Consider the following 24,040-nt stretch of genomic DNA (forward strand, 5'->3'; position numbering starts at 1 on the left):
ACCGATGGACCCCCTGCGCGAAGCGTTAGAACGGGGAATGATCCGGCGGGCCGATGACGGCTCCGCTCCCGCAGACGAGGGCTGAAACAGATGGCAGAAGCAGCAGCGCGCAAACGGTCCAGAGGTGGCGGCGGTGCCGCACGCCGCGCGGAACGGACCTCGGTCCAGGTGGAGACCGCTCGTTACATCGAGCGAAACATCCCCAACATGGAGCTGCTGGACGAAGCCGCTCTGGAGATGATCGAAGAGCACGCCGAAACGGTGCTCGAAGAAGTCGGCGTCAACTTCGTACAGAACCCCGCGGCGCTGGAGCGTTGGCGGGCCGCTGGCGCCAATATCGACGGCGAGCGCGTGCGCATTCCGCGCGGCCTTGCGCGCGAGCTGGTCAAGACCGCACCGTCGCGGTTCACCCAGCACGCCCGCAACCCGGCCAAATCCGTCGAGATCGGCGGCAACAGCCTGGTCCTGGCCCCGGTCTACGGCCCGCCCTTCGTGCGTGACGCCGACGGTGGCCGCCGCTACGCCACGATCGAGGATTTCCGCAAGTTCGTGAAGCTGGGCCAGATGTGCAAATGGCTGCACCATTCCGGCGGCACCGTCTGCGAACCCACCGACGTGCCGGTGAACAAGCGTCACCTGGACATGCTGCTGGCGCATATGACCCTGTCGGACAAGCCCTTCATGGGGTCCGTGACCGAACCCAGCCGCGCGCAGGACAGCGTGGACATGGCAGGCATCCTGTTCGGCAAGGAATTCGTGCAGGAAAACACGGTGATGACCTCGCTCATCAACATCAACTCGCCGCTGACCTTCGACGACGTGATGATGGGCGCTCTGGAAATCTACGCGGCCAACAACCAGGCCTGCATCATCTCTCCGTTCATCGTGGGTGGTGCGATGGCGCCGGTTTCGGTCGCGGGCACGCTGGTGCAGGTGCTGGCGGAAACGCTGGCGGGCGTGGCCTATTCGCAGCTGGTACGTCCGGGCGCGCCGGTCATCATGGGCGCCTTCGTGACTTCCATCGACATGAACTCCGGAGCGCCGACCTTCGGTACGCCGGAAGCGTCGCAGGTCACTTATGGCGCCGGGCAGCTGGCGCGGCGCCTGAGGCTGCCGTTCCGGTCGGCCGGGTCGTTCTGCGGCTCGAAACTGCCCGATGCACAGGCGGCCTACGAGACGGCGAATTCGCTGAACATGGGCCTCTTGTCCGGCGTGAACTTCATGCTGCATTCCTGCGGCTGGCTCGAAGGCGGGCTAGTCGCCTCGTTCGAGAAGTTCGTGATGGATGCCGACCAGCTGGGCACGCTGCACAAGATGGCGCAGGGTGTGACGGTGAACGAGGACACGCTGGCGATGGATGCGATCCGCGAGGTCGGTCCGGGCGGTCACTACCTGGGCTGCGCGCATACGCAGGCCAACTTCAAGACCGCCTTCTGGCGCTCCGAGGTCTTCGACTACAAACCCTACGAAACCTGGTCCGAGGAAGGCGCCCGCGACACCGTCGCCCTTGCGACCGCCCGGGTGCAGAAGCTTCTGGATACCTACCAGCAGCCGATGCTCGATCCCTCGATCAACGAGGCGCTCAACGCCTACGTGGCAGAGCGCAAGGCCTCGATGCCCGACGCCTTCTCCTGAGGGTCGGGCTGAAAGATTGCGGGCGGCCTCAGTAGGCCGCCTCGCGCAGGATACGGGCCTCGCCCATCATCGCGGTCAGCACCTCGACATGGCGGCTGACCGAATAGGCGGCGTCATCGGCATGGCGCCGCTCGTTCAGTTCCGCCTCGATCTCGACCAGCCGCATCAGCGCGGCACCGGAGCGGGGCAGGGCGCCATATCCCAGCAGACGGTTGAGGTGCGGATTGCGCCGATAATCCTGAGCCCCGATGCGCGCCGCGCGGATCAGCAGCCGCGGGCGGCGCAGGTCGTTCAGCAAACCAAGAATGTCTTTCATCGTCTCGCTCCATGCAGTTCGCGTCATGCGAATACCGGCTGACTATGCACAGCTTCGGCGAGTGTTGCGTGCGGGGCGTACGGTCCGAACGCAGAGTTCAGAACTAGTTTAACTTTCTTATAAACAATCACTTTTGCGGTGTTCCGTTAACTGTCCAGTAAGGAACACACGTTTAGGTTGCTCAAGTTGCCACTGGGGATAAGTCTGTGGAAATTACCCCTCTTTCAGTATGCGCCCATGCGTGACGCGCGGCTCGACATCCCGGCGGATCATCTGCCGAACTGGGTGCCCGATGCGGCGCGCGTCTACCTTGCGCATACCGAACAGGGGTGCTCGATCCGGGAACTCGCGCGGCAAGCTGGGTGCCACGCGTCGACCGTCCTGCGACAGGTGCGCAGGATCGAGACCCGCAGGGACGATCCTTTGGTTGATGCGGCTTTGTGCAACCTGGGGGCTGCCGGGGAAACGGATCCGGCACAAGAGACCAGAAAGGACACGGACCCGATGAACGCTGCCATGACACCCACGCCGCCGGACGAGGCCACGCTCGCCCGCGAGGCACGGCGCGTGCTGCGCCGATTGTGCGAAAGCGGCGCAGTGCTGGCCGTTGCGGTCGAGATGGACAAGGCCGTGGTCGTGCGCGACACCGGCGATGGCGGCAGCACGCGCACCGCCGTGGTGGATGTTGCCGTTGCCCAGGCGATGGCGCTCAAGGACTGGATCGGCTGCGATGCGCCGGGGCGGATCTCTCGCTATCGCATCACCTCGGCGGGGCGCGCGGCGCTCAACCGCCTTGTCGCCGAACAGGAAAGCCGTGTGCGCGGCTTTGCCGAGGCCCAGGCCGGGTTCGAGACCGGGCGCGACGCCGAGGCCGCGCTGGACGAGGTCGAGCGAGATCCGCGGGCCCGCAAGGGGCGCTACATGCTGGCCGAAAGCCCGCTGACCGCCCTGGGGCGGCGCCGGAGCAAGGATGGCGAACCCTTCCTGTCCGACGAACTCATCGCCGCGGGCGAACGTCTGCGCGAGGATTTCGAGCTGGCCCAGATGGGGCCGCGCACGGCGCAGAACTGGGACCAGTTCCTGACCGCCGGTGTTGTCACGGCCCCCGGCGGGCAGGAGGACAGCGGCTCCGCAGCCGCGCAGGCCCGCCTGCAGGCGGCACTGCGCGACCTGGGCCCCGGCCTTGGGGACGTGGCGCTGCGCTGCTGCTGCTATCTCGAAGGGCTGGAGACCACGGAAAAACGGCTGGGCTGGTCGGCCCGGTCGGGCAAGATCGTGCTGCGCATCGCGCTGCAGCGTCTGCGCCGCCACTACGAGGAGCGCAGCAAGGGGGGCGGTGACCTGATCCGCTGACGCAAGCTCTGCCCCCAGGGCAACCCCGACAGACACCTCTTGCATGGCCCCGGGGCGGCATCACGCCGCTCCGGGGCCTAAGCTTTTGAAACACCGGGGAAAGGTGCAGGGGGAAATCGTTAACATCGGGGATAGGCCGCAGGGACTGCGGCCGGGTACTCTGGAAACGCCCCCTGCATTACGGTAGTAAGGGTAAGGTCCTTGCCACATGAGGGGAAATTTCCGTGCGCGATCTCAAAATGCCCGCCGAACGCCACCCGGAGAAGGCACATCGCCCGGACAATGCGCAGCCCAAGAAACCGGAGTGGATCCGGGTCAAGGCGCCCGGCGGCAAAGGCTATGCCGAGACGCGCCGGATCATGCGCGAGCACAACCTTGTCACCGTCTGCGAAGAGGCGGGCTGTCCCAACGCGGGCGAATGCTGGAACCAGGGCCACGCCACCATGATGATCATGGGAGAGATCTGCACCCGCGGCTGCACCTTCTGCAACGTCGCCACCGGGCGGCCCGATGACCTCGACGTGTTCGAGCCGGGCCGCGTGGCGGATGCGGTGCAGAAACTGGGCCTGAACCACGTCGTCATCACCTCGGTCGACCGCGACGACCTGGACGATGGCGGGGCCGAGCATTTTGCCCAGACGATCCGCGCCGTGCGCCATCGGGCCCCCGGCACCACGATCGAGATCCTGACGCCGGATTTCCTGAAATGCGGCCCAGAGGCGCTGGAGATCGTGGTGGCCGCGCGGCCCGACGTCTTCAACCACAACCTGGAAACCGTGCCAGGCCTCTATCCGACCGTGCGTCCCGGCGCGCGCTATTTCCACAGCTTGCGCCTGTTGCAGCGGGTCAAGGAGATCGACCCGTCGATCTTTACCAAGTCGGGCATCATGGTCGGCCTGGGCGAGGACCGGCAGGCGGTCACCCAGATCATGGATGACATGCGCGCGGCGGACGTGGATTTCCTGACCATTGGCCAATACCTGCAGCCCACGCCCAAACACCACCGTGTCGACCGTTTCGTGACCCCCGAGGAATTCGCCAACTACGAGAAAGCCGCCTATGGTAAGGGCTTCCTCATGGTCTCGGCGACGCCGCTGACGCGCTCCTCTTATCATGCCGGGGACGATTTCGCGCGGCTGCGCGCGGCCCGCGAGGCGCGCCTCGCCAACTGAGGCACTGGGCGTGACTGGGGCGTGCTCCAAAGGCCTGCTGCCGCAGGCTGAATCCGCCCTTGGATGCCTGACGCTTTCGTTTCTTTGCACGCCATTTGGCAGGTGTCGCTCGGCTCGGGACTCACCAAAGTGAAAGCCGGCTTTCTCCCCGGTTCCCTCCCTCGCCTGTTTCGCCCCCTGACAGGCCGGCGCACCCGCCCCAAGCACAATAGCTGCATCCCCGCGGCGCGGTGGCTGATGCGTTTGGGGAAGGCGGGGAAGGCGGCTGAACCCGGCGCGCGGGTTCAGCCCGGGATCAATTGACCGGGGTCATTCGTCCAGGGGCGGCAGGGCCTTGATGTAGGCGGCCACCGCCTCGCGGTCTTCTGCCGGAAGAGCGGCGAAGTTTTCGACCACCTCGGCCATGTGGCCCCCCACCGCGTCGAAACTCGGGGTGAAGCCCGATTCGAGGTAATAGGCCACGTCGGCTGCGGACCAGTCCAGCTTGTCCGGTGTCAGCGCGGGGATCGTACCGCTCCCCGAGGGGTTCGGCGCGCCGCCCATCCACCGGGCCTTGTCCAGCGCCCCCAGCGGGTTACGCGGGGTGTGGCATTCGGCACAGTGGGCCAGCGTTTCCACGAGATAGCGGCCACGCTCGTTGTCCGCGGCCTCGATCACGTAGTCATCCGACATGAAGAGGAACTTCCAGCCGCCGACGGAGCGGCGGATGTTGAAGGGAAAACCCACGTCATGCGGCTTGCTGGCCACGTCGCTGGGGTCCAGTGTCTGCATGTAGGCCCAGAGATCGCTCAGGTCCTGGTCCTGCATCTTGGTGTAGGCGGTATAGGGGAAGGCAGGGTAATAGTGCTGACCTTCCGGGGACACGCCGCGCGTCACCGCATTGGCGAAATCCTCGAAGCTCCAGCCGCCGATGCCCGCCTCGGGATGGGGCGAGATGTTTGGGGCATAGAAGGTGCCGAAATCCGACACGAATTCCATTCCGCCAGTCAGCAGCAGCTTGTCCTCGGACCCCTTGGCATGGTGGCACGAGGCACAGCCCGCCGCGGTGAACACCGTCTCGCCGCGCGCGGCATCGCCGGTCAGCCCGTCGAAACGGGCCGCGTCCACGCGGTTGGGGGCTGTCACCCACAGGCCGATCCCGGCGCCGACAATCGCCGCCAGGACCAGAAGTTTCAGAAAGCTGCGCACCGCGGCTTACTCGGGCGCGCGATAGGTGTCGTGGCAGGCCTTGCAGGCATTGCCGAGCGCGCCCATGTTCGGGCCCAGTGCATCGCGGCCAGTGCCGGCGGCGGCTGCCATCGCGGTGGCGGCTTCGCCGAAGTCGGCCCACTTGGACGTGAAGTCGTCCATGTTGCCCCAGATGTCGGCCTTGGCGCGGGTGCCGGCGATCGACCCGTCGTCGGTGCCGTCCGGCCACATGGCGCCCTGCGACAGCGACGACACGGCCACCAGCGAATCGGCTGCGGCCTGCGCCGCCTCGGCGTCATACTCGACCGTGCCGCGCGCCATTCCCCCCAGGACGCCCAGGTTCAGCGCCATGATGTTGAACTGGCCCTGGCGTGCCTTGACCGGCTGCGGAAGGTCCTGTGCGAGGGCGGGGGTGCCTAGAACGGCCAGAAGCGCCAGTGCGGCAAATGGAGTTTTCATGGGTATCTCCCTGTGTTGAATACCTGCAGCATAATATCGCAGGCCATTGTGACAATCACATTCTTGCCTGCCGGATACCATGTGCTCTCGCGCAGGTGTGATCTGCAAGCTCGCGCAGCATCCTTGGCGTTTGACCGGCGGACAACCGCCTGACTATCCTTGCTGCAGAAAACGTCTTTTTTCACGGAGTCCTTTGCCATGTCCCGTTTCCTTGCCGCGCTGATCGCGCTCTGGCCGCTGGCCGCATCCGCCCAGGGCGCCCTTGACCGGGAAATTTCTCCAGCCCTGGCCGAAGCGCGCGACGCCTGGCTGAACGGGCGCTACGAGGGGATCTGGGACACCGTGCGCGCCGCGGCAGAGGCGGGCGACCCGGTGGCGCAGAACATCCTGGGCGCCAGCCTGACCGAAAAGGACGGCGGCAAGGGGCTGGCCTATGATCCGGCGGCCGGGCTGGACTGGTACCGGCGTGCCGCCGAACAGGGATTTGCCCGGGCACATTTCAACATGGCGTTGTTCTGGCAGAACGATCACGACGGCTTCGGCATCGACTATGACAAGACCCGCGCCCTGGCCGAAGAGGCGATCGCGCTGGACTATCCGCAGGGCTGGAACCTGCTGGGTGACATGTATTTCCACGGTCGCGGCGTCGAGGCGGACAAGGTCATGGCGCTGGAGATGTACCGCAAGGGGGCGGATGCCGGCACCTTCAACGGGCTGCGCGAGGTCGGCTATGCCTATTACCACGGCAATGGCGTGGCGCGGGATGTGGACCTCAGCCGCGTCTACCTGGAACGCGCGGTGGCGGCGGGCGACACGAAATCGATTCCCGACCTCGCCTGGCTGTACGAGGGCAACGACGGCATCGCGCAGGATCTGCTGAAATCCTACCTTCTCTATCGCATGGGCGTCGAAAAGGGCGTGGCCAAGGCGGCTTTCGAACTGGGCCTGTTCGTCGCCTGGGAGGATTACGAGGGATTCTGGCACGACCCGGTCAAGGGCTACGGCTATTGCCTGCTGGGCCTCGACTGGGGGCACAGCCTGGAAGAGGGGGATGCCGCCGCCGACTGCGAGGAGATCGCCGAGGGGTTCGACGAGACCCGGCGCGCCACGGCGCGGGCCTTTGCCGAGAGCCTCAAGGCGCGTTGAGCCTCAGGCGTCCCGTGCCCGGCATCCCTGCGCCCGCAGCCTGCGGGCCGAGATCCGGGGCAGGGGCATCTCGCGGATGATCCGCTCGGCGCCGTATAGCGCAAGGTATTCGTCAAAATTGTCGAAGGCGCGGCGGCCGCGAAAGTCGATGAAGGTCTCGGCCGGGGCACCCTCGGCCAGGATCACCGAATGGGCCTCGGTTTCGACGTGATACCATGTCATCCGGGCGGGGAGGTCGCGCGCCGGGATCCAGCGGATGCCCGCGCCATCCACCAGTGCCGCGGCGTTGACCACCGTGCCGTCCAGCACAAGGCCGTGATCGCCGGTCACCACGAGGTCGCGCAGGGGCAGGCCCCGCCCCAGCGCCCCGGCACCGATGCGCACCGCCTGCAACGAGCGCGGCGAGCCGCTCTGCCGTCCGATCCACAGCACGGGCACGGGGATGCCGTCGGCGGTGTCGACCATGTCGCCGGTCCGCAGCTCTGCGACCGGCAGCGTTCCTCCGGGTACGGCGATCCGCGTTCCACCGGCAAAGCACTGCACTTCGTAGGCGCCCGCATCGGCAAAGGCGCTGCCGTCGTTGCCCACGCCCGGCACATCGTAAAGCGGCTTGCCCCGCGCGTCCGCCAGGGCCGAGACGCCCACGTCCAGCGCCGGGTTGGTGGCGCTGTCGACCAGCGCCACGGTCGCGACCGGCCCGCCGTTGTAGGCCAGCGTGTTGGTGCCGAAGATCAGCGCCCGGTCGCCGTCGATCACGTTGCCGCCGTTGTCGGTGAAATCGCCGGTCACGTTGGGGCCGATATCCGCCGTGTTCCCGCTGACGATGGTATTGGTCAGCGCCATCGACCCGAATTGCTGGAAAATGCCGCCGCCCGTGGCGCCGGTACCCGCCGCGACATTGTCGGTCACCGTGCAGTCGATCAGCGTCAACTGGGTGCTGGCATTGCCGCTGGCGCTGATCGCGCCGCCTTCGCCGGGATAGCCCGCAATAACCGTGTTGTTGGTGAAGGTCGTGTTCGTCGCCGTCATGACCCCCTGGCTGAAGACCGCGCCACCCTTGCCGAAGGCATGGTTGTAGGCAAACGTGCTGTCGGTGATCGTCAACGTGCCGTTGTTCCAGATCGCGCCGCCCGGGCCGTTCGGGGCCGCGTTGCCGGTGAAGGTACAGGCCTCCACGATCAGCGTCGCGTCGCCCGCGATATAGACCGCCCCGCCGCCGCCGACCGATCCACCGGTCAGTACCAGCGCGTTCAACGTCAGGCTGGACACGCCCCGGACCGCAAAGATCTGGTCGACTCCATTGGCATCCAGCGTGATGTCGGCACGCCGGTCGGCCCCCAGGACATCGCCGTCGATGGTCAGGTCCTTCTCGATGCCGATCCGGCCCTGCGTCAGCTCCACGCGCCCGCCGGCAAGAGCGGCGTCGAAAACCACCGTGTCGCCCGAGGCCGCCTGTTCGACCGCCTCGCGCAGCGTGGTCAGCCCGTCGTCTGCCGTGACGTCCCCAAGCGATGTGACCGTGATGACCGCCATGATGCCAATCCCCCCGGGCGCAGCCTGACACCAAACCCGCGGCGGACAAAAATGCCCTTTCGATGCATCTTAGGCAGCCGGTCAGGCACCCCAGTGCTCAGTCGGTAAAACGGACCTTGCCGATATAGGGCAGGTTGCGGTTGCGCTGCGCAAAATCGATGCCGTAGCCCACGACGAATTCGTCCGGGATCTCGAAGCCGGTCCAGTCGGCCTTGATCTCCACCTCGCGCCGCGTGGGCTTGTCCAGCAGCGCGATCACCTTCAGCTTGCGCGGCTCGCGCCCGCTCAGCATGTGCAGGACATGGCTCATGGTAAAGCCGGTGTCGATGATGTCCTCGACCACCAGCACGTCGCGCCCCTCGATCCCCGACCGCAGGTCCTTGAGGATACGCACCTCGCGGCTGCTTTCCATGCCGTCTCCGTAGGACGAGGCCTCGAGGAAATCGACCTCCACCGGCAGGTGCAATTCGCGCACGAGATCGGCGATGAAGACGAAGCTGCCGCGCAACAGGCCCACCACCACCAGCTTGTCGGTGTCGGCGAACTCGCGGTCGATCTCCTGTGCCAGGGCCTCGATCCGCGCGGCGATGGATTTGGCCGAGATCATCTCGTCTACGACATAAGGACGCTTTGTCATGGCTTTCCCTTGAAATTCCCGCCCGACAATACGAAATCCCGCCGCATTGTTCAGTCCCGAAAAGAGCGACATGCCGACCCACTCAGAAACCCGCAAGCTGCCCTATAGCGCCCAGCAGATGTATGACCTGGTGGGGGACGTGGCCTCCTACCCGAAATTCCTGCCCTGGACGGCAGCGGCGCGCATCCGCTCGCGCCAGGAGATGGGCGATCACGAGGTGATGCTTGCCGACCTCGTGATCTCGTTCAAGGTCTTCCGGGAAAAGTTCGGCAGCCGCGTCACGCTCTGGCCCGCCGACATGCGCATCGACACGGAATACCTCGACGGCCCCTTTCACCACATGGTGTCGAAATGGGGGTTCAAGGATGTCGAGGGCGGCTGCGAGGTCTCCTTCTTCGTCGACTTCGAGTTCCGCAACCGCATCCTGCAGGGGGCGGCGGGCATGTTCTTCTACGATGCCATGCAGCGCATCGTGCGGGCCTTCGAACGCCGCGCCGCAGAGCTGTATGGGTGACATGGGTGCGGGCTTGGCCCGGGCCCCGGCGCCACCAGCGCGCCGTTAACCAGCTTTCGCGAATCCCCCCTTGCCGGGGGCCTTCGCCCCCAATTCGCCCGATTTCCGGCGTATCTCCGAACAGGCCGTTACCTCTGTTTCGGAGCCGCTCATGCCCGCCGTCTTCAACATTGCCGCGCTGAAACTGCCGTTGGTGCAGCTGATCGGCCTGCCGCAGGCGGCCAGGAACGCGGCGCAAAAGGTGCCGCCCGGACAGGCGCCGCAATCCGCCGCCCAGGGCGCGCCCTCGGGGGCCGCGCCCAATGGCGCCGGGGCGCCGATGGCCACGGGCGCGGTCCTGCCACCCTCGGCACAGCTGCCCGTTCCCGCCCCGCCGCCCGTCGTCTCGACCAGCCAGACCGGCAGGCTTGCGGCGGCGGCGATCAACGGGCTGGACCGGCGCCCCGAGGACCGCCAGGGCAGGGACCAGCAGGGCGACCGGCGCCGCCGTGACCCGCCGTCCGAACAGGCGCCCGGCCAGGCACCCGATCAGACTCCCGAACAGGCGGCCCTGAACGGCCCGGCACCCCCGCAGGGCCTGCCCGGCGGGCCGGCGCCAGCGTGTTCCGCCCTGCAACGGGCCGCCCCGGCCTATGCCGCCGCCCGCAGCGTCACCGGACCCGACGGGGCAGAGTGACTTTACCTCGCCGGGCATCTGGCTAGTCTGCGCCGCGGACCACAGCCGGAGGCGCCCCATGACATCCCCTTTCACCCCGATCATCGAGGCCGCCCGCGCCGCCGACACCGAGACCGCGCGCGCCATCATGGCGCTTTCCGCGCTCGACTGGGCCGCCTGCGGCATCGCGGGGCAGGGAGAGCCGGTGTCGCAACTGACCCGCGCCCTGGCCGAGGACGAGGGCGGCACGCCGCAGGCCACGCTTTTCGGCGGTGGACGGGCGCCGATGCGGACCGCCGCGCTGGTCAATGGCGCCGCCTCGCACGCGCTGGATTATGACGACACGCATTTCGCCCATATCGGCCACCCCTCCGTGGCCGTTCTGCCGGCGGCGCTTGCGGTGGGCGAGAGGCTCGACAAACCCTTGCAACAGATCCTCGCCGCCGCGCGCCTGGGGGCAGAGGCCTCTGCCCGGTTCGGCCTGCGCTTTGGCCGGTCGCACTACCAGGCGGGCTATCACCAGACCGCGACCGCCGGGGCCTTCGGTGCCTGCCTTGCCGCCGCCGAGCTGATGGACCTGACCGGGGATCAATGCCTGCATGCGCTTGGTCTGACCGCCACCCGCGCCTCTGGCCTCAAGTCGCAATTCGGCACGATGGGCAAACCCTTCAACGCCGGCATCGCCGCCGCCAACGGGGTAGAGGCGGCTTTCCTCGCCGCGCGCGGATTCATATCCAACCCGGACGCGCTCGACTGTACCAACGGTTTTGTCCAGACCCACCTCTGCGACGGCAGCACGGACCAGCCGTCGGGCGCCCTGCTGGAAAGCCTCAGCCACAAGTTCCACGCCTGCTGTCACGGGCTGCACGCCACGCTCGAGTCGCTGGCCACGATGCCCGGCCTGGACCCGGCGCAGATCACCGGGATCACGGTTTTCACCCATCCGCGCTGGCTCACCGTCTGCAATTTGCCCGCGCCGACCACGGGTCTTGGCGCCAAGTTCAGCTATCGCACCGCCGTCGCGCTGGCGCTCCTGGGTCATGACACCGCCGCGCTGGAGACCTATAGCGACGCACTCTGCGCCGATCCGGCGGTGATCGCCCTGCGTGACCGGGTCGAGGTGGTGGGCAAGGACGAGTTGAAAGAGACCGAGGCGCTGGTCACGCTGGACGGACCCAAAGAGGGGCGGATGGCCAGTTTCGATCTCGAAAGCCCGATGACGCTGGACACACGCCGCGCCCGGCTGCACGCCAAGGCCGCGGCCCTTGTCGGAGAAACCCGCGCCCGGGCCCTCTGGCAGGCAGTGGAGCAGGGCGACCGCGCCGGTTTCTGCGGGTTGCTGGCCCAGGCGTGACCCCGTCCCGGGCCTGCCCCGGGACCTTTCTCCAAAGGAAAACGGGCCCCGCCGGGGCCCGTTCGTCGTCACAGGTCAGCTGCCTCAGCTGGCGTGGTCGTAGGCCCGTTCGCCATGCACCGAGATGTCCAGCCCGTTGACCTCGCTTTCCTCGTCGACCCGCAGCGGCACAAACGCCTTGACCAGGTAGATCAGCACCACCGTCACGACCGTGGTAAAGACCCCGACCACGACCAGCGACCCCAGCTGCGCCGCCCAGGACCCCAGGCCAAAGACCGCGATCATCACCGTGCCGAAAATCCCGCCGACACCGTGAACGGCGAAGACGTCCAGCGTGTCGTCGATCCGCAGCTTGTTGCGGATCAGGTTGACCGCCTCCTGGCAGAGGATACCCGCCACCGCGCCGATGATCAGCGCCTGCACCGGGCCGACAAAGCCCGACGCCGGGGTGATCGAGGCCAGCCCCGCGATCGTCCCCGTCACCATGCCCACCATCGAGGCCTTGCCGAACTTCACCTTTTCCCAGAGCGCCCAGGTCAGCGAGGCCGCTGCCGCGCTCAGATGCGTGACCGTCAGCGCCATCGCCGCGCCGCCGTCCGCCGCCAGTTGCGAGCCGCCGTTGAAGCCGAACCAGCCGACCCAGAGCATCGCGGCCCCGATCATGACATAGCCCGGGTTGTGCGGCGGATGCGTCTGCGTCCGCCGCGGGCCAAGGAAGACCGCGATGATCAGTGCCGCCAGGCCAGCGGTCTCATGCACCACGATGCCACCGGCGAAATCCTTGACCGCCTCACCGAACAGAGGCGCATCGCCGGCCAGCAACCCGCCGCCCCAGACCCAGTGCACCACCGGCGCATAGCACAAGAGCATCCACAGTCCCGAGAAGAGCAGGACAAAGCCAAACCCCACGCGCTCGACGTAGGCGCCGACGATCAGGGCCGGGGTGATGATGGCAAAGGTCATCTGGAAGGCAAAGAACAGCACCTCGGGCAGGGTGCCCGCCAGCGTGTCCGCGTCGATGCCGTTCAGAAAAGCCTTGTCCAGCCCGCCCCAGAGCGCGTTGCCCTCGCCGAAGGCGATGGAATAGCCAATGGCAAACCACAGCACGCTCATCAGGAAGGCGATGGCATAGCAGTGCATGAAGACGCTCAGCACGTTCCGTGCCCGCACGAGGCCGCCGTAAAACAGCGCCAACCCCGGTAGCGTCATGAACAGCACCAAGGCTGTCGCCACGATGATCCAGGCGGTATCCGCTCCGTTCATGTCTCTTGTCCCTCCTCTTGGATTGCGGGGCAGAAAGACGAAAACGGATGCGGAAAAAAGCGGCATCAGGGTCAAGAGGCGCGCAAAACGGTGGCTCTTTGCAAAGAGCCTCAAGAATAGGCTTAAATTTTGGATAATGCCCGCATATCGGGCAAAGAAAGGAAGTCTCAAGCTCCGTCTACGATGGCTTATCCCGGCGTACGGCGGCGGGCGACGGAATCGTTAAACTGCCTGTTTTCTAGGCATGTTGCGATGCCTTCAGGCTAGGAAAATCCCGATGCGCCCCCGGAACGGCTTGGTCAGCGACCCGGTCAGGCGTCCGGGGTCACTTTGTACAAAATGCTGGAATCGACGTACGTTTCGTACGTTTTGTACAAACTGAAAGCGCCCGTCAAAGCGCCGAAAGGATCAGGTCCAACGCGTGTTCCGTTGCCGCGGCGCGCACTTCTGCGCGACCGATTGCACCATGTTCGATGGTCTCGGTGATCACGCCCGTTGCGCTGGCCAGGCCGTAGCAGACCCGGCCCTCGGGCTTGAACTCGGACCCGCCGGGCCCGGCAATCCCGCTGATCGCAACAGCCACATCCGCCCGTGCCGCGGCGCGGGCGCCAAGCGCCATCTCGCGCACGACCTCTTCGGACACCGCGCCATGCGCTTCCAGCGTGGCGGGCAGGACGCCCAGCATTTCGGTCTTGGCGGCGTTGGAATAGGTCACGAACCCACGTTCGAACACCGCCGAAGATCCGGCAATATCGGTCAGCGCGGCTGCGACCATGCCGCCGGTGCAGCTTTCGGCTGTGGTGATTGAGACTCCGCTTTCAGAAGCCTTTTCAATGACCTGCCTGGCAATGCTCACATCAGGACTCCATGTGACAGGCCAGCGAGGGCGATTGCGACAATCGCGGCGAACAGGCCCGCCACCACGTCATCCAACATCACGCCCAAGGGGGTGCCCATGCGGTCGATGCGGCCGATCACCCAGGGCTTCCAGATGTCGAAGAGACGGAAGAGGACAAAGCCCGCGACCCAGCCGGGCCAAAGCCGCCAGACATCAACGCCCATGAACATGGCGCCGTAACTAACTGGAAAGATTGCAATCCACTGGCCTGCAAGCTCGTCGATCACGACCCAGGATGGGTCTTCGCCGTGGCCCTGCGCGGTCAGGTGTTGCACCGCCCACCAGCCCAGCCCGAAGGCCAGCAGCGTCAGCACCAGCAAGAGCCAGAACCCGCCCAGCAGGTGAATCCCGAAGGCCAGCGGCAGCGCCGCCAGCGATCCCCAGGTGCCCGAGGCGGGCCGCAGGTAGCCGACCCCGCCGACAGAGGCCAGCCATCTCACGCCGACACCAGCGTCGCGGTGGCCAGCGCCGCGATCCCTTCTTCGCGTCCAGTGAATCCCAGCCGTTCCGAAGTGGTGGCCTTGATCGAGATGCGTCCCGCGTCCAATGTCATTATTTCCGCCATTTTACCTGTCATTTCATGCGCATGCGGTCCGACCTTCGGGCGCTCACAGATCAGCGTCACGTCGATGTTCCCGATCGCGAAGCCGCGGTCCCGCGCCAGTTCGACCGCATGGCGCAGAAATATCTCGCTGGCCGCGCCTTTCCACTGTGGGTCCGAAGGCGGAAAGTGCTGCCCGATGTCGCCCTCGGCCAGGGCTCCATAGATGGCGTCGGTCACGGCATGCATGCCCACATCCGCATCGGAGTGGCCTTTCAGCTTGTGACTGTGCGGAATCCTGACGCCGCAGAGGATGACATGGTCGCCTTCCTCGAAGGCGTGAACGTCAAAGCCATTTCCCAGGCGAATGTCCATTTGTCCTCGCAAGTAACTGTCGGCGCGGGAAAAATCCCCCGGCGTGGTGATCTTTAGGTTGGCCTCGTCGCCCTGTGTGATGGCCACGTCCAACCCGGCGGCGCGGGCCACGGCCACATCGTCGGCGGCCCCTCCCGGATGTGCGCGATGGGCGGCCAGGATCTCGGCAAAGCGGAACCCCTGCGGCGTCTGCGCGCGGTACAGGCCCTCGCGGTCGCGGGTGCCGGTCACGCGGGTGCCGTCGCCCGTCCAGAGCGCATCGGTCACGGGCAAGGCCGGTGCGGCGCCGGGATGGTGGTCCAGCGCGTCCAGCACGGCGTCGATGACCGCAGGCGACACGCAGGGCCGGGCAACATCGTGAATCAGGACGTGCTCCGGCGAGTCCTGCGCCAGGGCCTCGAGCCCCGCGCGGACCGAGGCGGAACGGTCCGCACCACCTGTCACGATCCGCAGGTCCAGTCCCGCGGCGACTGCCTGTGCCTGAGACATGTCGTCGGGATGCACCACCATGACCAGGGGCCCGCGCCCGGCAAAGGCCTCGAGCGTCCAGCGCGCCACCGGCTTGCCCGCCACGCGCCGCCATTGTTTCGCCAACCCGCCGCCGGCCCGCGTTCCGCGTCCGGCCGCAACGATGATGATCCCTGTCTGCATGGTCCGTCCGATCTGTGCCGTCCTCTCATAGGCGCAGGTACGGTGGTGCGCAATCCGGCGGGGTGATTGATTAAAAAACGGGCATTTGTTCTGGAGGCGCCCTCGAATTGGGCCGGATAGATTGAAGAAAACAAAGCTCTCCCATAAGTCTCAATGACAGAGGTTACTTACACGCCATCGCACAAGGACTGGGCAATTGGGCTTTGATCTTGGAGACCGGCGGATCACCGTACCCGTTTTGCTGGCTCCGCTTGCGGGAATCACCGATCTGCCGTTTCGCACGCTTGTTTCGCGCTTTGGCGCGGGGCTGGTCGTGTCCGAGATGATCGCCAGCGGCGAGTTCCTGACCGAACGTCCCGGAACCCGCGAAAAGGCGGAGCTGGGCGCGCAGATCGAGAACACCAGCGTGCAGATCGCCGGGCGCGAACCGGGGCCGATGGCCGAAGCGGCACGCATGGTCGCCGACATGGGCGCGCGGGTGATCGACATCAACATGGGCTGCCCCGCCAAGAAGGTGACGGGCGGCTGGTCCGGATCGGCATTGATGCGTGCGCCGGATCACGCGCTGCGCCTGGTCGAGGCGGTGGTGGAGGCGGTCGACCTGCCGGTGACGCTGAAGACGCGACTGGGCTGGGATGAGGATCACCTGAACGCGCCGCAGATCGCCCGCAGTGCCGAGGCGGCCGGGGTGAAGATGATCGTCATTCATGGCCGCACACGCTGCCAGTTCTACAAGGGCAAGGCCGATTGGGCCGCGATTTCGGAGGTGAAGAAGGCGGTGCAAGTGCCTGTTATCGCAAATGGAGACGTGATCGACTCCGCCGCAGCGCGCGCGGCGTTGAGCCGCTCTGGCGCCGATGGTGTCATGATCGGGCGCGGGGCGCAGGGCGCGCCCTGGCGCCTGGCCGAGGTGGCCCATGCGCTGTATGGAACGCCAGCGCCGGAGGTGCCCGAGGGCGCAGCTCTGATCGACATGGTGTCGGGGCACTACGAAGCCATGCTGGGCTTCTACGGCAAGACGCTGGGCAACCGCGTCGCGCGCAAGCACCTTGGCTGGTACATGGACGCGGCCAATACGCCGCCGGGCCTGCGCAAGCGCCTGTTGACCGAACGGGACACGCAGGCGGTGCTGGATCTCCTGCCCGAGGCGCTGAGCGCCGAGGTGGAGGCCGCCTGATGAGTGAAACAGACCCAAACATCTGGTCTTCGCTGCCCGTGCCGGCCATCCTGATCGACGAGGACGATCGCATCGCCGACCTGAACCCGGCGGCCGAAGGCTTCATGAACAATTCCTCCAAGTGGCTGACAGGTCAGCCGATCTGGGACCGGCTCGCGGTGGATGCTCCGCTGGAGGAAAGCTTTTTGAGGGCGCGAGAGCATGGCACGCCGCTCTTCGTCAATGACGTCGACGTGGGAACGGGCGCGCGTCCGCCGCTGGTCTGCAACCTGCAGATTGCGCCGTTGTCCGGGCGTCCGGGCTGGATGGTGATGCTGATCTCGCCGCGCGAGCTGGCCGGGCGCATGACGCAGAGCCATTCGGTGAAATCCGCCGCGAAATCGGCCATCGGCATGGCCGAGATGCTGGCCCACGAGATCAAGAATCCGCTGGCCGGTATCGCCGGAGCGGCCCAGCTTCTCAGCATGAGCATCGGCCAGGATGACCTTGAATTCACGGATCTAATCGTGGCCGAGACGCGGCGGATCGTGAAGCTGCTAGAGCAGGTCGAGCAGTTCGGAAACCTCTCGGCGCCGGAACTGCGCGAGGTCAATATCCACGATGTGCTGGACCGTGCGCGGCGCTCGTCGCTGCTGGGGTTCGGGGCGCACATGAAGATCATCGAGGACTACGATCCCTCTTTGCCGATGGCCCTGGGAGACCCGGATCAGCTGCTGCAGGTTGTCCTGAACCTGATCAAGAACGCCTCGGAGGCCGCCGATCCGAAGGAGGGCGGGACGATCCGCCTGCATACCTTCTACGAACACAGTTTCCGGCTGCGGCGGGCCGATGGCTCGGGCCAGACGCTGCCTTTGCAGGTCGAGATCATCGACGACGGCCCGGGCCTGCCGCCGGACATCAAGGGCGACATCTTTGACCCCTTCGTATCGGGCAAGGAGAACGGCACCGGCCTCGGCCTGGCGCTGGTCAGCAAGATCATCTCGGATCACGACGGATGGATTTCTGTCGACAGCGTTCCGGGCAAGACGGTTTTTCGCATTTCCCTGCCGCGGGCACCTGCGGCGCCAAAGGAGAGCAGCTAGATGGATGGCACAGTTCTGGTCGCCGATGACGACCGCACGATCCGCACGGTTCTGACACAGGCGCTGACACGGGCTGGATGCAAGGTGCATGCCACGTCCAGCCTGACGACGCTGATGCGCTGGGTGAGCGAGGGCAAGGGGGACGTGGTCATCTCCGACGTCGTCATGCCCGATGGCAACGGGCTGGAGATGCTGCCCAAGATTTCCGAGGACCGGCCCGGGCTGCCGGTCATCGTGATCTCGGCGCAGAACACGATCATGACCGCGATCCAGGCGGCCGAGGCCGAGGCCTACGACTACCTGCCCAAGCCCTTTGACCTGCCGGACCTGATGAAGCGCACGGCGCGGGCGCTGGAAAACCGCAACAAGGCGCCCAAGCGCGAAGAGCCCGTGGTGGGTGCGGATGAACCGGACGAGTTGCCGCTGGTGGGCAAGACCCCGGCGATGCAGGGGCTGTACCGGCTTGTCGCGCGGGTGATGAACACCGACCTGCCGGTGCTGATCACCGGCGAAAGCGGCACGGGCAAATCCCTTATCGCCCGCGCGCTGCATGATTTCAGCGATCGGCGAACGCTGCCCTTTATCACTGTCACCGGATCGGATCTGTCGGACCTCGACGGGCCGGCGCGGGTGCTGGCGCGGGTCAAGGGCGGCACGCTCTTGATCGACGAAATCGCCGACATCAGTGACGAGATCCAGGCCCGCGTGGTGCGCATGATGGATGTGCCGGGCGATCACGTTCCGCGCTTCCTCGCCTCGTCCCAGCATGACCCGCAGTCGCTGATCGAGGACGGCAAGGTGCGACAGGACCTGTTCTATCGTCTCGACGGGGCGGCGATCGCGGTGCCCAGCCTGCGCGAGCGGGTCGAGGACATCCCGCTCTTGGCGGAACACTTCCTGAACCGGGCCGAACGCGAAGGCGCGCCGAAACGCTGGCTGTCGGAAGGGGCGGCGGACCTGTTCCGCGTCTATTCCTGGCCCGGCAACGTGCGCCAGCTGGAAAACGCCGTGCGGCGCCTGAGCCTGACCAGCCGGGCCGAGGAAATCACGCGCAGCGAGGTCGAGGCGGTGCTGGGCAACCAGCCGGAAACCGGACCGGTCCTGCGCGGCGGCGACAGCGACAAGCTGGGCGAAAGCGTGGGCCGCCACCTGCGGCGCTATTTCGACCTGCATGGCGCGATGCTGCCGCCGCCGGGGCTTTATGGCAGGATCATCCGCGAGGTCGAGGCGCCCCTGATCGAGATCGCGCTGGAGGCGACGGGCGGCAACCAGGCCAAATGCGCCGATCTGCTTGGCATCAATCGCAATACTTTGCGCAAGAAGATCACCGACCTTGATATTCGCGTGACACGCCGCCGGAAGTTGATGTAAAAGGGCCACATAAGTGTGGCCCCGCCGCCTCGGCGTGGTGAGAAGGCCACAAAATATGGCGGTCGCCGGTCTCTGGATACCCAGAGTCGGCACATTGACGAGGATAGGCTGTGGCCACGCGGGCACGCTCTTTGTACCGATTTCCGACCTGGGGGTCATTCTCACGCCTGCGTCGGACAAGGCTTTTCCAGAACATCGTGGCACTGTTCCTGGTGGCGCTGGGGCCGGTTCTGGCCTTTGCCACCTTCATGGTGCTGGGACCGCTGGACCAGGGGGCAGGGGCGCTGTCGCTGCGACTCGTCCTGCTGGCCGACCTTGTCTATGTCCTGCTGCTGGCGGCGCTGCTTCTGGCGCGGGTGGCCCGCATGGTGGCCGACCGGCGGGCGCAATCGGCGGGTTCCCGCCTGCACCTCAGGCTGACCGCGGCCTTTGCGCTGATGGCCCTGCTGCCGACCGTCACGGTGGCGGTCTTTGCGGTGCTGACCATCAACATCGGCCTGGAAACCTGGTTTTCCAGCCGCGTGCAGAACGTCGTCGGCGCCTCGCTCTCCGCCGCCGAGGCCTACGAGGAAGAAAGCCGCGCCGGGCTGATTCAGGATGCGCGCGCCCTGGGGGCCTTTCTCGATGCCAACCGCCGCCGCAACTTCGTCATGGACGACGGCGAGCTGCGCCAGGTTCTCAGCCAGGGGCAGGCCCAGATCCAGCGCGGGCTGCGCGAGGCCTTTGTCATCGACAGCGCCGGCCGCATCCGGGCGCGCGGCGAACGGTCCTACCTGTTCGATTTCGAGGAACCTTCGGTGGCCGACTTTCTGCGTGCCGATGCCGAGGGCGTGACCGTGATCCCGGACTGGGACAACAACGAGTTCCGCGCCCTCTTGCCGCTGGAAGCCTTTGCCGACCGATACCTTTATGTCAGCCGCGAGGTCGACGGGCAGATCCTCAACCTGCTGGACGAGACGCAGGAAACCGCGCGGTTCTACCAGCAGCAGGAAAGTGAACGGGGGCGGCGGCTGTTCGACTTTGCGCTCTTGTACCTGGGCTTTGCCTTGTTGCTGATCCTGGCGGCGACCTGGGCGGGCCTGTGGTTTGCCGAGCGGCTCAGCCGCCCGGTGGGGCGTCTGACCGGGGCGGCGCAGCGCGTCGGGTCCGGCGATCTGGACGTGCAGGTGCCCGAAGAAGAGGGCGACGACGAGATTTCCATGCTGGGGCGTTACTTCAACCAGATGACGCGCCAGTTGAAAGGCCAGCGCGAGGCCCTGCTGGAGAACACCCGCCAGATCGAACGCCGCCAGCGGCTGTTCGATTCCGTCCTGTCCTCTGTCACTTCCGGGGTGGTGGGGCTGGACGCCGAAGGCAAGGTGACTTTCGTCAACCGTTCTGCCGAGCGGTTGCTGGGCTGGCACGAAACCCACCGCGCCGTGCCGCTGGGCGTGGCGGTGCCCGAGTTCGGCGCGCTGTTCGAACGGTTACGGGCCGAGGCGGTGGAAACCGCGCAGGAAGAGGTCAAGGTCAGCCGCGAGGGGCGGCTTGAACACCTGTTGGTGCGTTTGTCCACGCGGCGGCGCCAGGATCGGTCGCTGGAGGGCTACGTTGTCGCCTTTGACGACGTGACGAACCTGGTCAGCGCCCAGCGGATGGCCGCCTGGGGTGACGTGGCGCGGCGCATCGCGCATGAGATCAAGAACCCGCTGACGCCGATCAAGCTGTCGGCGGAACGCATCCAGCGCAGCTTTGCCAAGCGGTTGGACGGACCGGATGCGGAAAAAGTGGCGGACCTGACGGAACGGATCATGCGGCGCACCGACGACCTGCGCCGCATCGTGGACGAATTCAGCAAGTTTGCGCGGATGCCGGAACCGGAACGTCGCCCCGAGGACCTGTGCGAGATCCTGCGCGGCGAAGTCCTGATGCAGGAAACCGGCCAGCCCGGTGTCCGCTTTGTCACCGACCTGCCGGAAGAGCCGATGCCGGCGGAACTGGATTCCACCATGATCGGCCAGGCGCTGACCAACCTGATCAAGAACGCGGGAGAAGCGGTCGAGAGCCTGCAGGAAAAGGGCGCGCCCGAAAACTATCAGCCGGAAATCCGTGTCACGGCGGAGGCGCAGGAGGGCCGCGCCGAGATCCGTATCATGGACAATGGCATCGGCCTGCCCGAGGACCGCGCGCGGCTATTTGAGCCTTACGTGACGACACGCGACAAAGGCACCGGTCTGGGCTTGCCGATCGTCAAGAAGATCATCGAGGAACATGGCGGAACGCTGGTGCTGGAAGATGCGCCCGCCTTCGCCGAGGGCGCGCACCAGGGCGCGATGGCGGTTGTGCGGCTGCCGCTGAACCGTGCGGCAGAGCTGCCGCGGGCGGCGGAGCTGGAAGATGTTTGAGCACGAAGAAATGAGAGGGCAGAGACAATGAGCGACATCCTGATCGTCGACGACGAACGCGATATCCGGGAATTGATCGGGGATATCCTCGAGGACGAGGGCTTTGCCACCCGGCTTGCAGGCAACAGCCAGGAGGCGATGAACGAGATCAACGCCGAGCCGCCGGCGCTGTTGATCCTGGATATCTGGCTGAAGGACAGCAAGATGGACGGGATCGACATTCTCAAGACCGTCAAGCGCGACAACCCCGATATTCCCGTGGTCATCATTTCGGGCCACGGCAATATCGAGATCGCCGTGGCCGCCATCAAGCAGGGCGCCTATGACTTCATCGAAAAGCCCTTTAACATCGACCAGTTGCTGGTGGTGATCCGGCGCGCGATGGAAACCTCGATCCTGCGGCGTGAGAACGTGCAGTTGAAACGTGGCGAGGTGAAATCCGCCGAGATGATCGGTGAAAGCGCCGCCTTCCGCGCGCTATTGGGACAACTGGAAAAGGTCACGAAATCCAACGGCCGGGTAATGCTGACCGGCCCCGCGGGGGCGGGCAAGGAAGTGGCCGCGCGCTATATCCACGCCCAGTCGAACCGGGCCAAGGCGCCGTTCGTGACGGTCAACTGTGCCGGGGTCGAACCCGAGATGATGGAGGCGATGCTGTTCGGCCGCGAAACCGCCAAGCGCGGGATCGAACCGGGCCTTCTGGAGCAGGCGCATGGCGGGGTGGTCTATTTCGACGAAGTCGCCGACATGCCCACCGGCACCCAGTCCAAGATCCTGCGGGTGCTGGTGGACCAGCAGTTCACCCGCGTCGGCGGCAACGACAAGGTGCGTGTCGACCTGCGCGTGATCTCCTCGACCAACCGCGACCTGCAGGACGAGATCGCCGCCGGCCGCTTCCGCGAGGAACTGTACCACCGGCTGAACGTTGTGCCGATCGCCGTGCCCTCGCTGGCCGAACGCCGCGAGGACATCCCGGTGCTGGCGGGGCATTTCATCGAACAGTGCAACCAGGCCCAGGGCCTGCCGGTGCGCGAACTGACCGAGGAGGCGGTGGCGCTGATGCAGACGATGACCTGGCCGGGCAACGTGCGACAGCTCAAGAACCTGGTCGAACGGGTGCTGATCCTGGGCGATGGCACCGGGCCGATCGAGGCGCGGGAACTGCCGCAGGAAACCGCGCCGGGCGAGGATGCGGAGGGACGCGTGGTGCTGTCGGGCACGTTGGCGACGCTGCCGCTGCGCGAGGCGCGCGAGGCCTTTGAGCGGGAGTACCTGCTGACCCAGATCAACCGGTTTGGCGGCAATATCTCGCGCACCGCCTCTTTCGTGGGCATGGAGCGCTCGGCCCTGCACCGCAAGCTGAAGTCTCTGGGCGTCGTCACCTCGGCCAAGTCCGGGGCGCGGGTGGCGCGCGTGGATGCGCCGATCTCGGAAGTGTCCTGAACGGCGTGGCCGGGATGAGGATGACACGGCGAGCGGCCCTGGGAATGGGGGGCTTGGCGCTGGCGGGCTGCGCGGCGCCCCCGGGCGCAAGAGCGCCGGGCGAGGAGAGGCCGGGACCGGCCTTTGCCGAGGTTCCGGAGGCCCCCGCAGAGAAGATCGCGCTGCTGGAACGGGCCGTGCTGGACCTGGGGCCGGACGTGGACCCGGTGGAAGCGGCAGCGGTGGCGCGCATTTCCGTGCGCGAGCCTCTGGTCTGGGCGGACCGCTGGGACGCTGTGGACCCGCCGCTGATCCACAACATCCAGGTGAACACCGGCCGCAAACCGCGCGGGCTGTGCAAGGACTGGGCGGACGATCTCGAGGCGCGGCTGAAGCGTGAAGGGCTGCGCAGCCTTTCGCTGCATCGGGCCATCGCCAATGCCGACAACCTGCGGATCGAACATTCGACGGTCATCGTCTCGACCCGTGGCGCGCCGATGGACCGGGGGCTGGTGCTGGACCCCTGGCGGCTGGGGCGGGGGCGGCTGTGGTTCGGCCCGGTTGCCAGCGACCCGAAATACCGCTGGGTGCCACGCGCCGAGGTCTTTGCCATGAAACGGGCCCGCCGCGCGCGCCGCGAGGAGCGATAGTCGTCGGAACGGGACTGTTTGCGGCTTTGCCGCAAAGGCGCCCGCCCGCCGACCCTGATGCGCGCCATTCGGCGCGGTCTTACCGCTCAAGGAATCACCAGGGAACAGGCGTGCCGCTGTTCCCCGAACCCATCCCTCGCTTTCCTGCTGCCTGGACCAGCCATCACCGGGGCGCAAGGGCAAGCCGCGCGTTCGCGCGGGGCTGTGCCCCCTTGCGCCCCGGCGCCGTCTGGCCCCGATCGGCATCATGCGAGAGATGGCTCC

At 66.4% G+C, this 24,040-nt stretch carries 22 protein-coding genes; 13 read left to right on the forward strand and 9 right to left on the reverse strand.

Annotated features, from left to right (window positions below):
• Window positions 1-90 precede the first annotated feature (90 nt).
• Window positions 91-1,635 (forward strand): trimethylamine methyltransferase family protein, encoded by a 1,545-nt coding sequence (locus BLQ71_RS00575; RefSeq protein ID WP_074620343.1) that lies wholly within the window; start codon window positions 91-93, stop codon window positions 1,633-1,635.
• Between the two features lie 28 nt (window positions 1,636-1,663).
• Here the strand turns inward: BLQ71_RS00575 and BLQ71_RS00580 are convergent, their stop codons facing one another.
• Complete coding sequence (locus tag BLQ71_RS00580) at window positions 1,664-1,951, reverse strand: DUF6477 family protein (protein ID WP_074620344.1); 288 nt, start codon at window positions 1,949-1,951, stop codon at window positions 1,664-1,666.
• A gap of 237 nt (window positions 1,952-2,188) precedes the next feature.
• Between BLQ71_RS00580 and BLQ71_RS00585 the strand changes: the two genes are divergently transcribed.
• Together BLQ71_RS00585 and lipA are read left to right on the forward strand one after the other, a co-directional pair.
• Window positions 2,189-3,304: a DUF6456 domain-containing protein gene (locus BLQ71_RS00585; protein ID WP_052244382.1), complete on the forward strand. Its 1,116-nt coding sequence runs from the start codon at window positions 2,189-2,191 to the stop codon at window positions 3,302-3,304.
• Between the two features lie 224 nt (window positions 3,305-3,528).
• Complete coding sequence (gene lipA, locus BLQ71_RS00590) at window positions 3,529-4,476, forward strand: lipoyl synthase (protein ID WP_043139788.1); 948 nt, start codon at window positions 3,529-3,531, stop codon at window positions 4,474-4,476.
• 309 nt (window positions 4,477-4,785) lie between these two features.
• On the opposite strand, the gene BLQ71_RS00595 is transcribed toward lipA, so the two are convergent.
• Both BLQ71_RS00595 and BLQ71_RS00600 read right to left on the reverse strand, forming a co-directional pair.
• Window positions 4,786-5,664, reverse strand: coding sequence for a cytochrome c (locus tag BLQ71_RS00595; protein ID WP_043139786.1), 879 nt, complete (start codon window positions 5,662-5,664; stop codon window positions 4,786-4,788).
• Between the two features lie 6 nt (window positions 5,665-5,670).
• On the reverse strand, window positions 5,671-6,123 hold the full coding sequence (locus tag BLQ71_RS00600; RefSeq protein ID WP_074620345.1) for a c-type cytochrome: 453 nt from the start codon (window positions 6,121-6,123) through the stop codon (window positions 5,671-5,673).
• 198 nt (window positions 6,124-6,321) lie between these two features.
• On the opposite strand from BLQ71_RS00600, the gene BLQ71_RS00605 reads away from it, so the two are divergent.
• Complete coding sequence (locus BLQ71_RS00605) at window positions 6,322-7,269, forward strand: tetratricopeptide repeat protein (protein ID WP_133066109.1); 948 nt, start codon at window positions 6,322-6,324, stop codon at window positions 7,267-7,269.
• Window positions 7,270-7,272: 3 nt separating this feature from the next.
• Here the strand turns inward: BLQ71_RS00605 and BLQ71_RS00610 are convergent, their stop codons facing one another.
• Together BLQ71_RS00610 and hpt are read right to left on the reverse strand one after the other, a co-directional pair.
• Window positions 7,273-8,802 (reverse strand): Hint domain-containing protein, encoded by a 1,530-nt coding sequence (locus tag BLQ71_RS00610; protein WP_074620347.1) that lies wholly within the window; start codon window positions 8,800-8,802, stop codon window positions 7,273-7,275.
• 97 nt (window positions 8,803-8,899) lie between these two features.
• Window positions 8,900-9,439: a hypoxanthine phosphoribosyltransferase gene (gene hpt, locus BLQ71_RS00615; protein ID WP_043139779.1), complete on the reverse strand. Its 540-nt coding sequence runs from the start codon at window positions 9,437-9,439 to the stop codon at window positions 8,900-8,902.
• A 70-nt stretch (window positions 9,440-9,509) separates the two neighbouring features.
• Here hpt and BLQ71_RS00620 point away from each other — a divergent pair, with 70 nt between their 5' ends.
• The 3 genes from BLQ71_RS00620 (at window position 9,510) to BLQ71_RS00630 (ending at window position 11,962) form a co-directional block, all read left to right on the forward strand.
• Entirely contained in the window at window positions 9,510-9,953 is a 444-nt protein-coding gene (locus BLQ71_RS00620; RefSeq protein WP_074620348.1) for a type II toxin-antitoxin system RatA family toxin, read from the forward strand.
• Window positions 9,954-10,104: 151 nt separating this feature from the next.
• Window positions 10,105-10,629: a hypothetical protein gene (locus BLQ71_RS00625; RefSeq protein WP_043139776.1), complete on the forward strand. Its 525-nt coding sequence runs from the start codon at window positions 10,105-10,107 to the stop codon at window positions 10,627-10,629.
• A 58-nt stretch (window positions 10,630-10,687) separates the two neighbouring features.
• Window positions 10,688-11,962 (forward strand): MmgE/PrpD family protein, encoded by a 1,275-nt coding sequence (locus BLQ71_RS00630; protein WP_074620349.1) that lies wholly within the window; start codon window positions 10,688-10,690, stop codon window positions 11,960-11,962.
• 84 nt (window positions 11,963-12,046) lie between these two features.
• Here the strand turns inward: BLQ71_RS00630 and BLQ71_RS00635 are convergent, their stop codons facing one another.
• The 4 genes from BLQ71_RS00635 to BLQ71_RS00650 all read right to left on the reverse strand — a co-directional run bounded on the left by BLQ71_RS00635 (window position 12,047) and on the right by BLQ71_RS00650 (window position 15,690).
• Entirely contained in the window at window positions 12,047-13,225 is a 1,179-nt protein-coding gene (locus BLQ71_RS00635; protein WP_074620350.1) for an ammonium transporter, read from the reverse strand.
• Between the two features lie 391 nt (window positions 13,226-13,616).
• A complete protein-coding gene (locus tag BLQ71_RS00640; protein ID WP_074620351.1) occupies window positions 13,617-14,081 on the reverse strand; it encodes a CinA family protein in 465 nt (154 codons plus the stop codon).
• Entirely contained in the window at window positions 14,078-14,563 is a 486-nt protein-coding gene (locus BLQ71_RS00645) for a phosphatidylglycerophosphatase A family protein (protein ID WP_074620352.1), read from the reverse strand. Before BLQ71_RS00645 ends, BLQ71_RS00640 begins: the two co-directional genes overlap by 4 nt.
• A complete protein-coding gene (locus tag BLQ71_RS00650; protein ID WP_074620353.1) occupies window positions 14,560-15,690 on the reverse strand; it encodes a bifunctional 2-C-methyl-D-erythritol 4-phosphate cytidylyltransferase/2-C-methyl-D-erythritol 2,4-cyclodiphosphate synthase in 1,131 nt (376 codons plus the stop codon). The genes BLQ71_RS00645 and BLQ71_RS00650 overlap by 4 nt, the downstream gene beginning before the upstream one ends.
• Window positions 15,691-15,886: 196 nt before the next feature.
• Between BLQ71_RS00650 and dusB the strand changes: the two genes are divergently transcribed.
• From dusB to BLQ71_RS25860, 6 genes are all read left to right on the forward strand, one after another.
• Window positions 15,887-16,867, forward strand: coding sequence for a tRNA dihydrouridine synthase DusB (gene dusB, locus BLQ71_RS00655; protein WP_074620354.1), 981 nt, complete (start codon window positions 15,887-15,889; stop codon window positions 16,865-16,867).
• Window positions 16,867-17,949 carry a two-component system sensor histidine kinase NtrB gene (locus tag BLQ71_RS00660; RefSeq protein ID WP_043139761.1) on the forward strand — a complete coding sequence of 361 codons (1,083 nt, stop codon included), beginning with the start codon at window positions 16,867-16,869 and terminating at the stop codon, window positions 17,947-17,949. Before dusB ends, BLQ71_RS00660 begins: the two co-directional genes overlap by 1 nt.
• Window positions 17,950-19,320 carry a sigma-54-dependent Fis family transcriptional regulator gene (locus tag BLQ71_RS00665; protein ID WP_043139759.1) on the forward strand — a complete coding sequence of 457 codons (1,371 nt, stop codon included), beginning with the start codon at window positions 17,950-17,952 and terminating at the stop codon, window positions 19,318-19,320.
• 110 nt (window positions 19,321-19,430) lie between these two features.
• The gene (locus BLQ71_RS00670) at window positions 19,431-21,704 is read left to right on the forward strand and encodes a sensor histidine kinase NtrY-like (protein WP_083342103.1); all 2,274 of its coding nucleotides are present in this window, start codon (window positions 19,431-19,433) and stop codon (window positions 21,702-21,704) included.
• A gap of 27 nt (window positions 21,705-21,731) precedes the next feature.
• Complete coding sequence (gene ntrX / locus BLQ71_RS00675) at window positions 21,732-23,147, forward strand: nitrogen assimilation response regulator NtrX (protein WP_043139756.1); 1,416 nt, start codon at window positions 21,732-21,734, stop codon at window positions 23,145-23,147.
• 20 nt (window positions 23,148-23,167) lie between these two features.
• Entirely contained in the window at window positions 23,168-23,776 is a 609-nt protein-coding gene (locus BLQ71_RS25860; RefSeq protein ID WP_229754819.1) for a hypothetical protein, read from the forward strand.
• Window positions 23,777-24,040: the final 264 nt, after the last annotated feature.

The sequence above is a fragment of the Antarctobacter albus genome, assembly GCF_900101505.1.
GTDB lineage: Bacteria > Pseudomonadota > Alphaproteobacteria > Rhodobacterales > Rhodobacteraceae > Antarctobacter > Antarctobacter albus.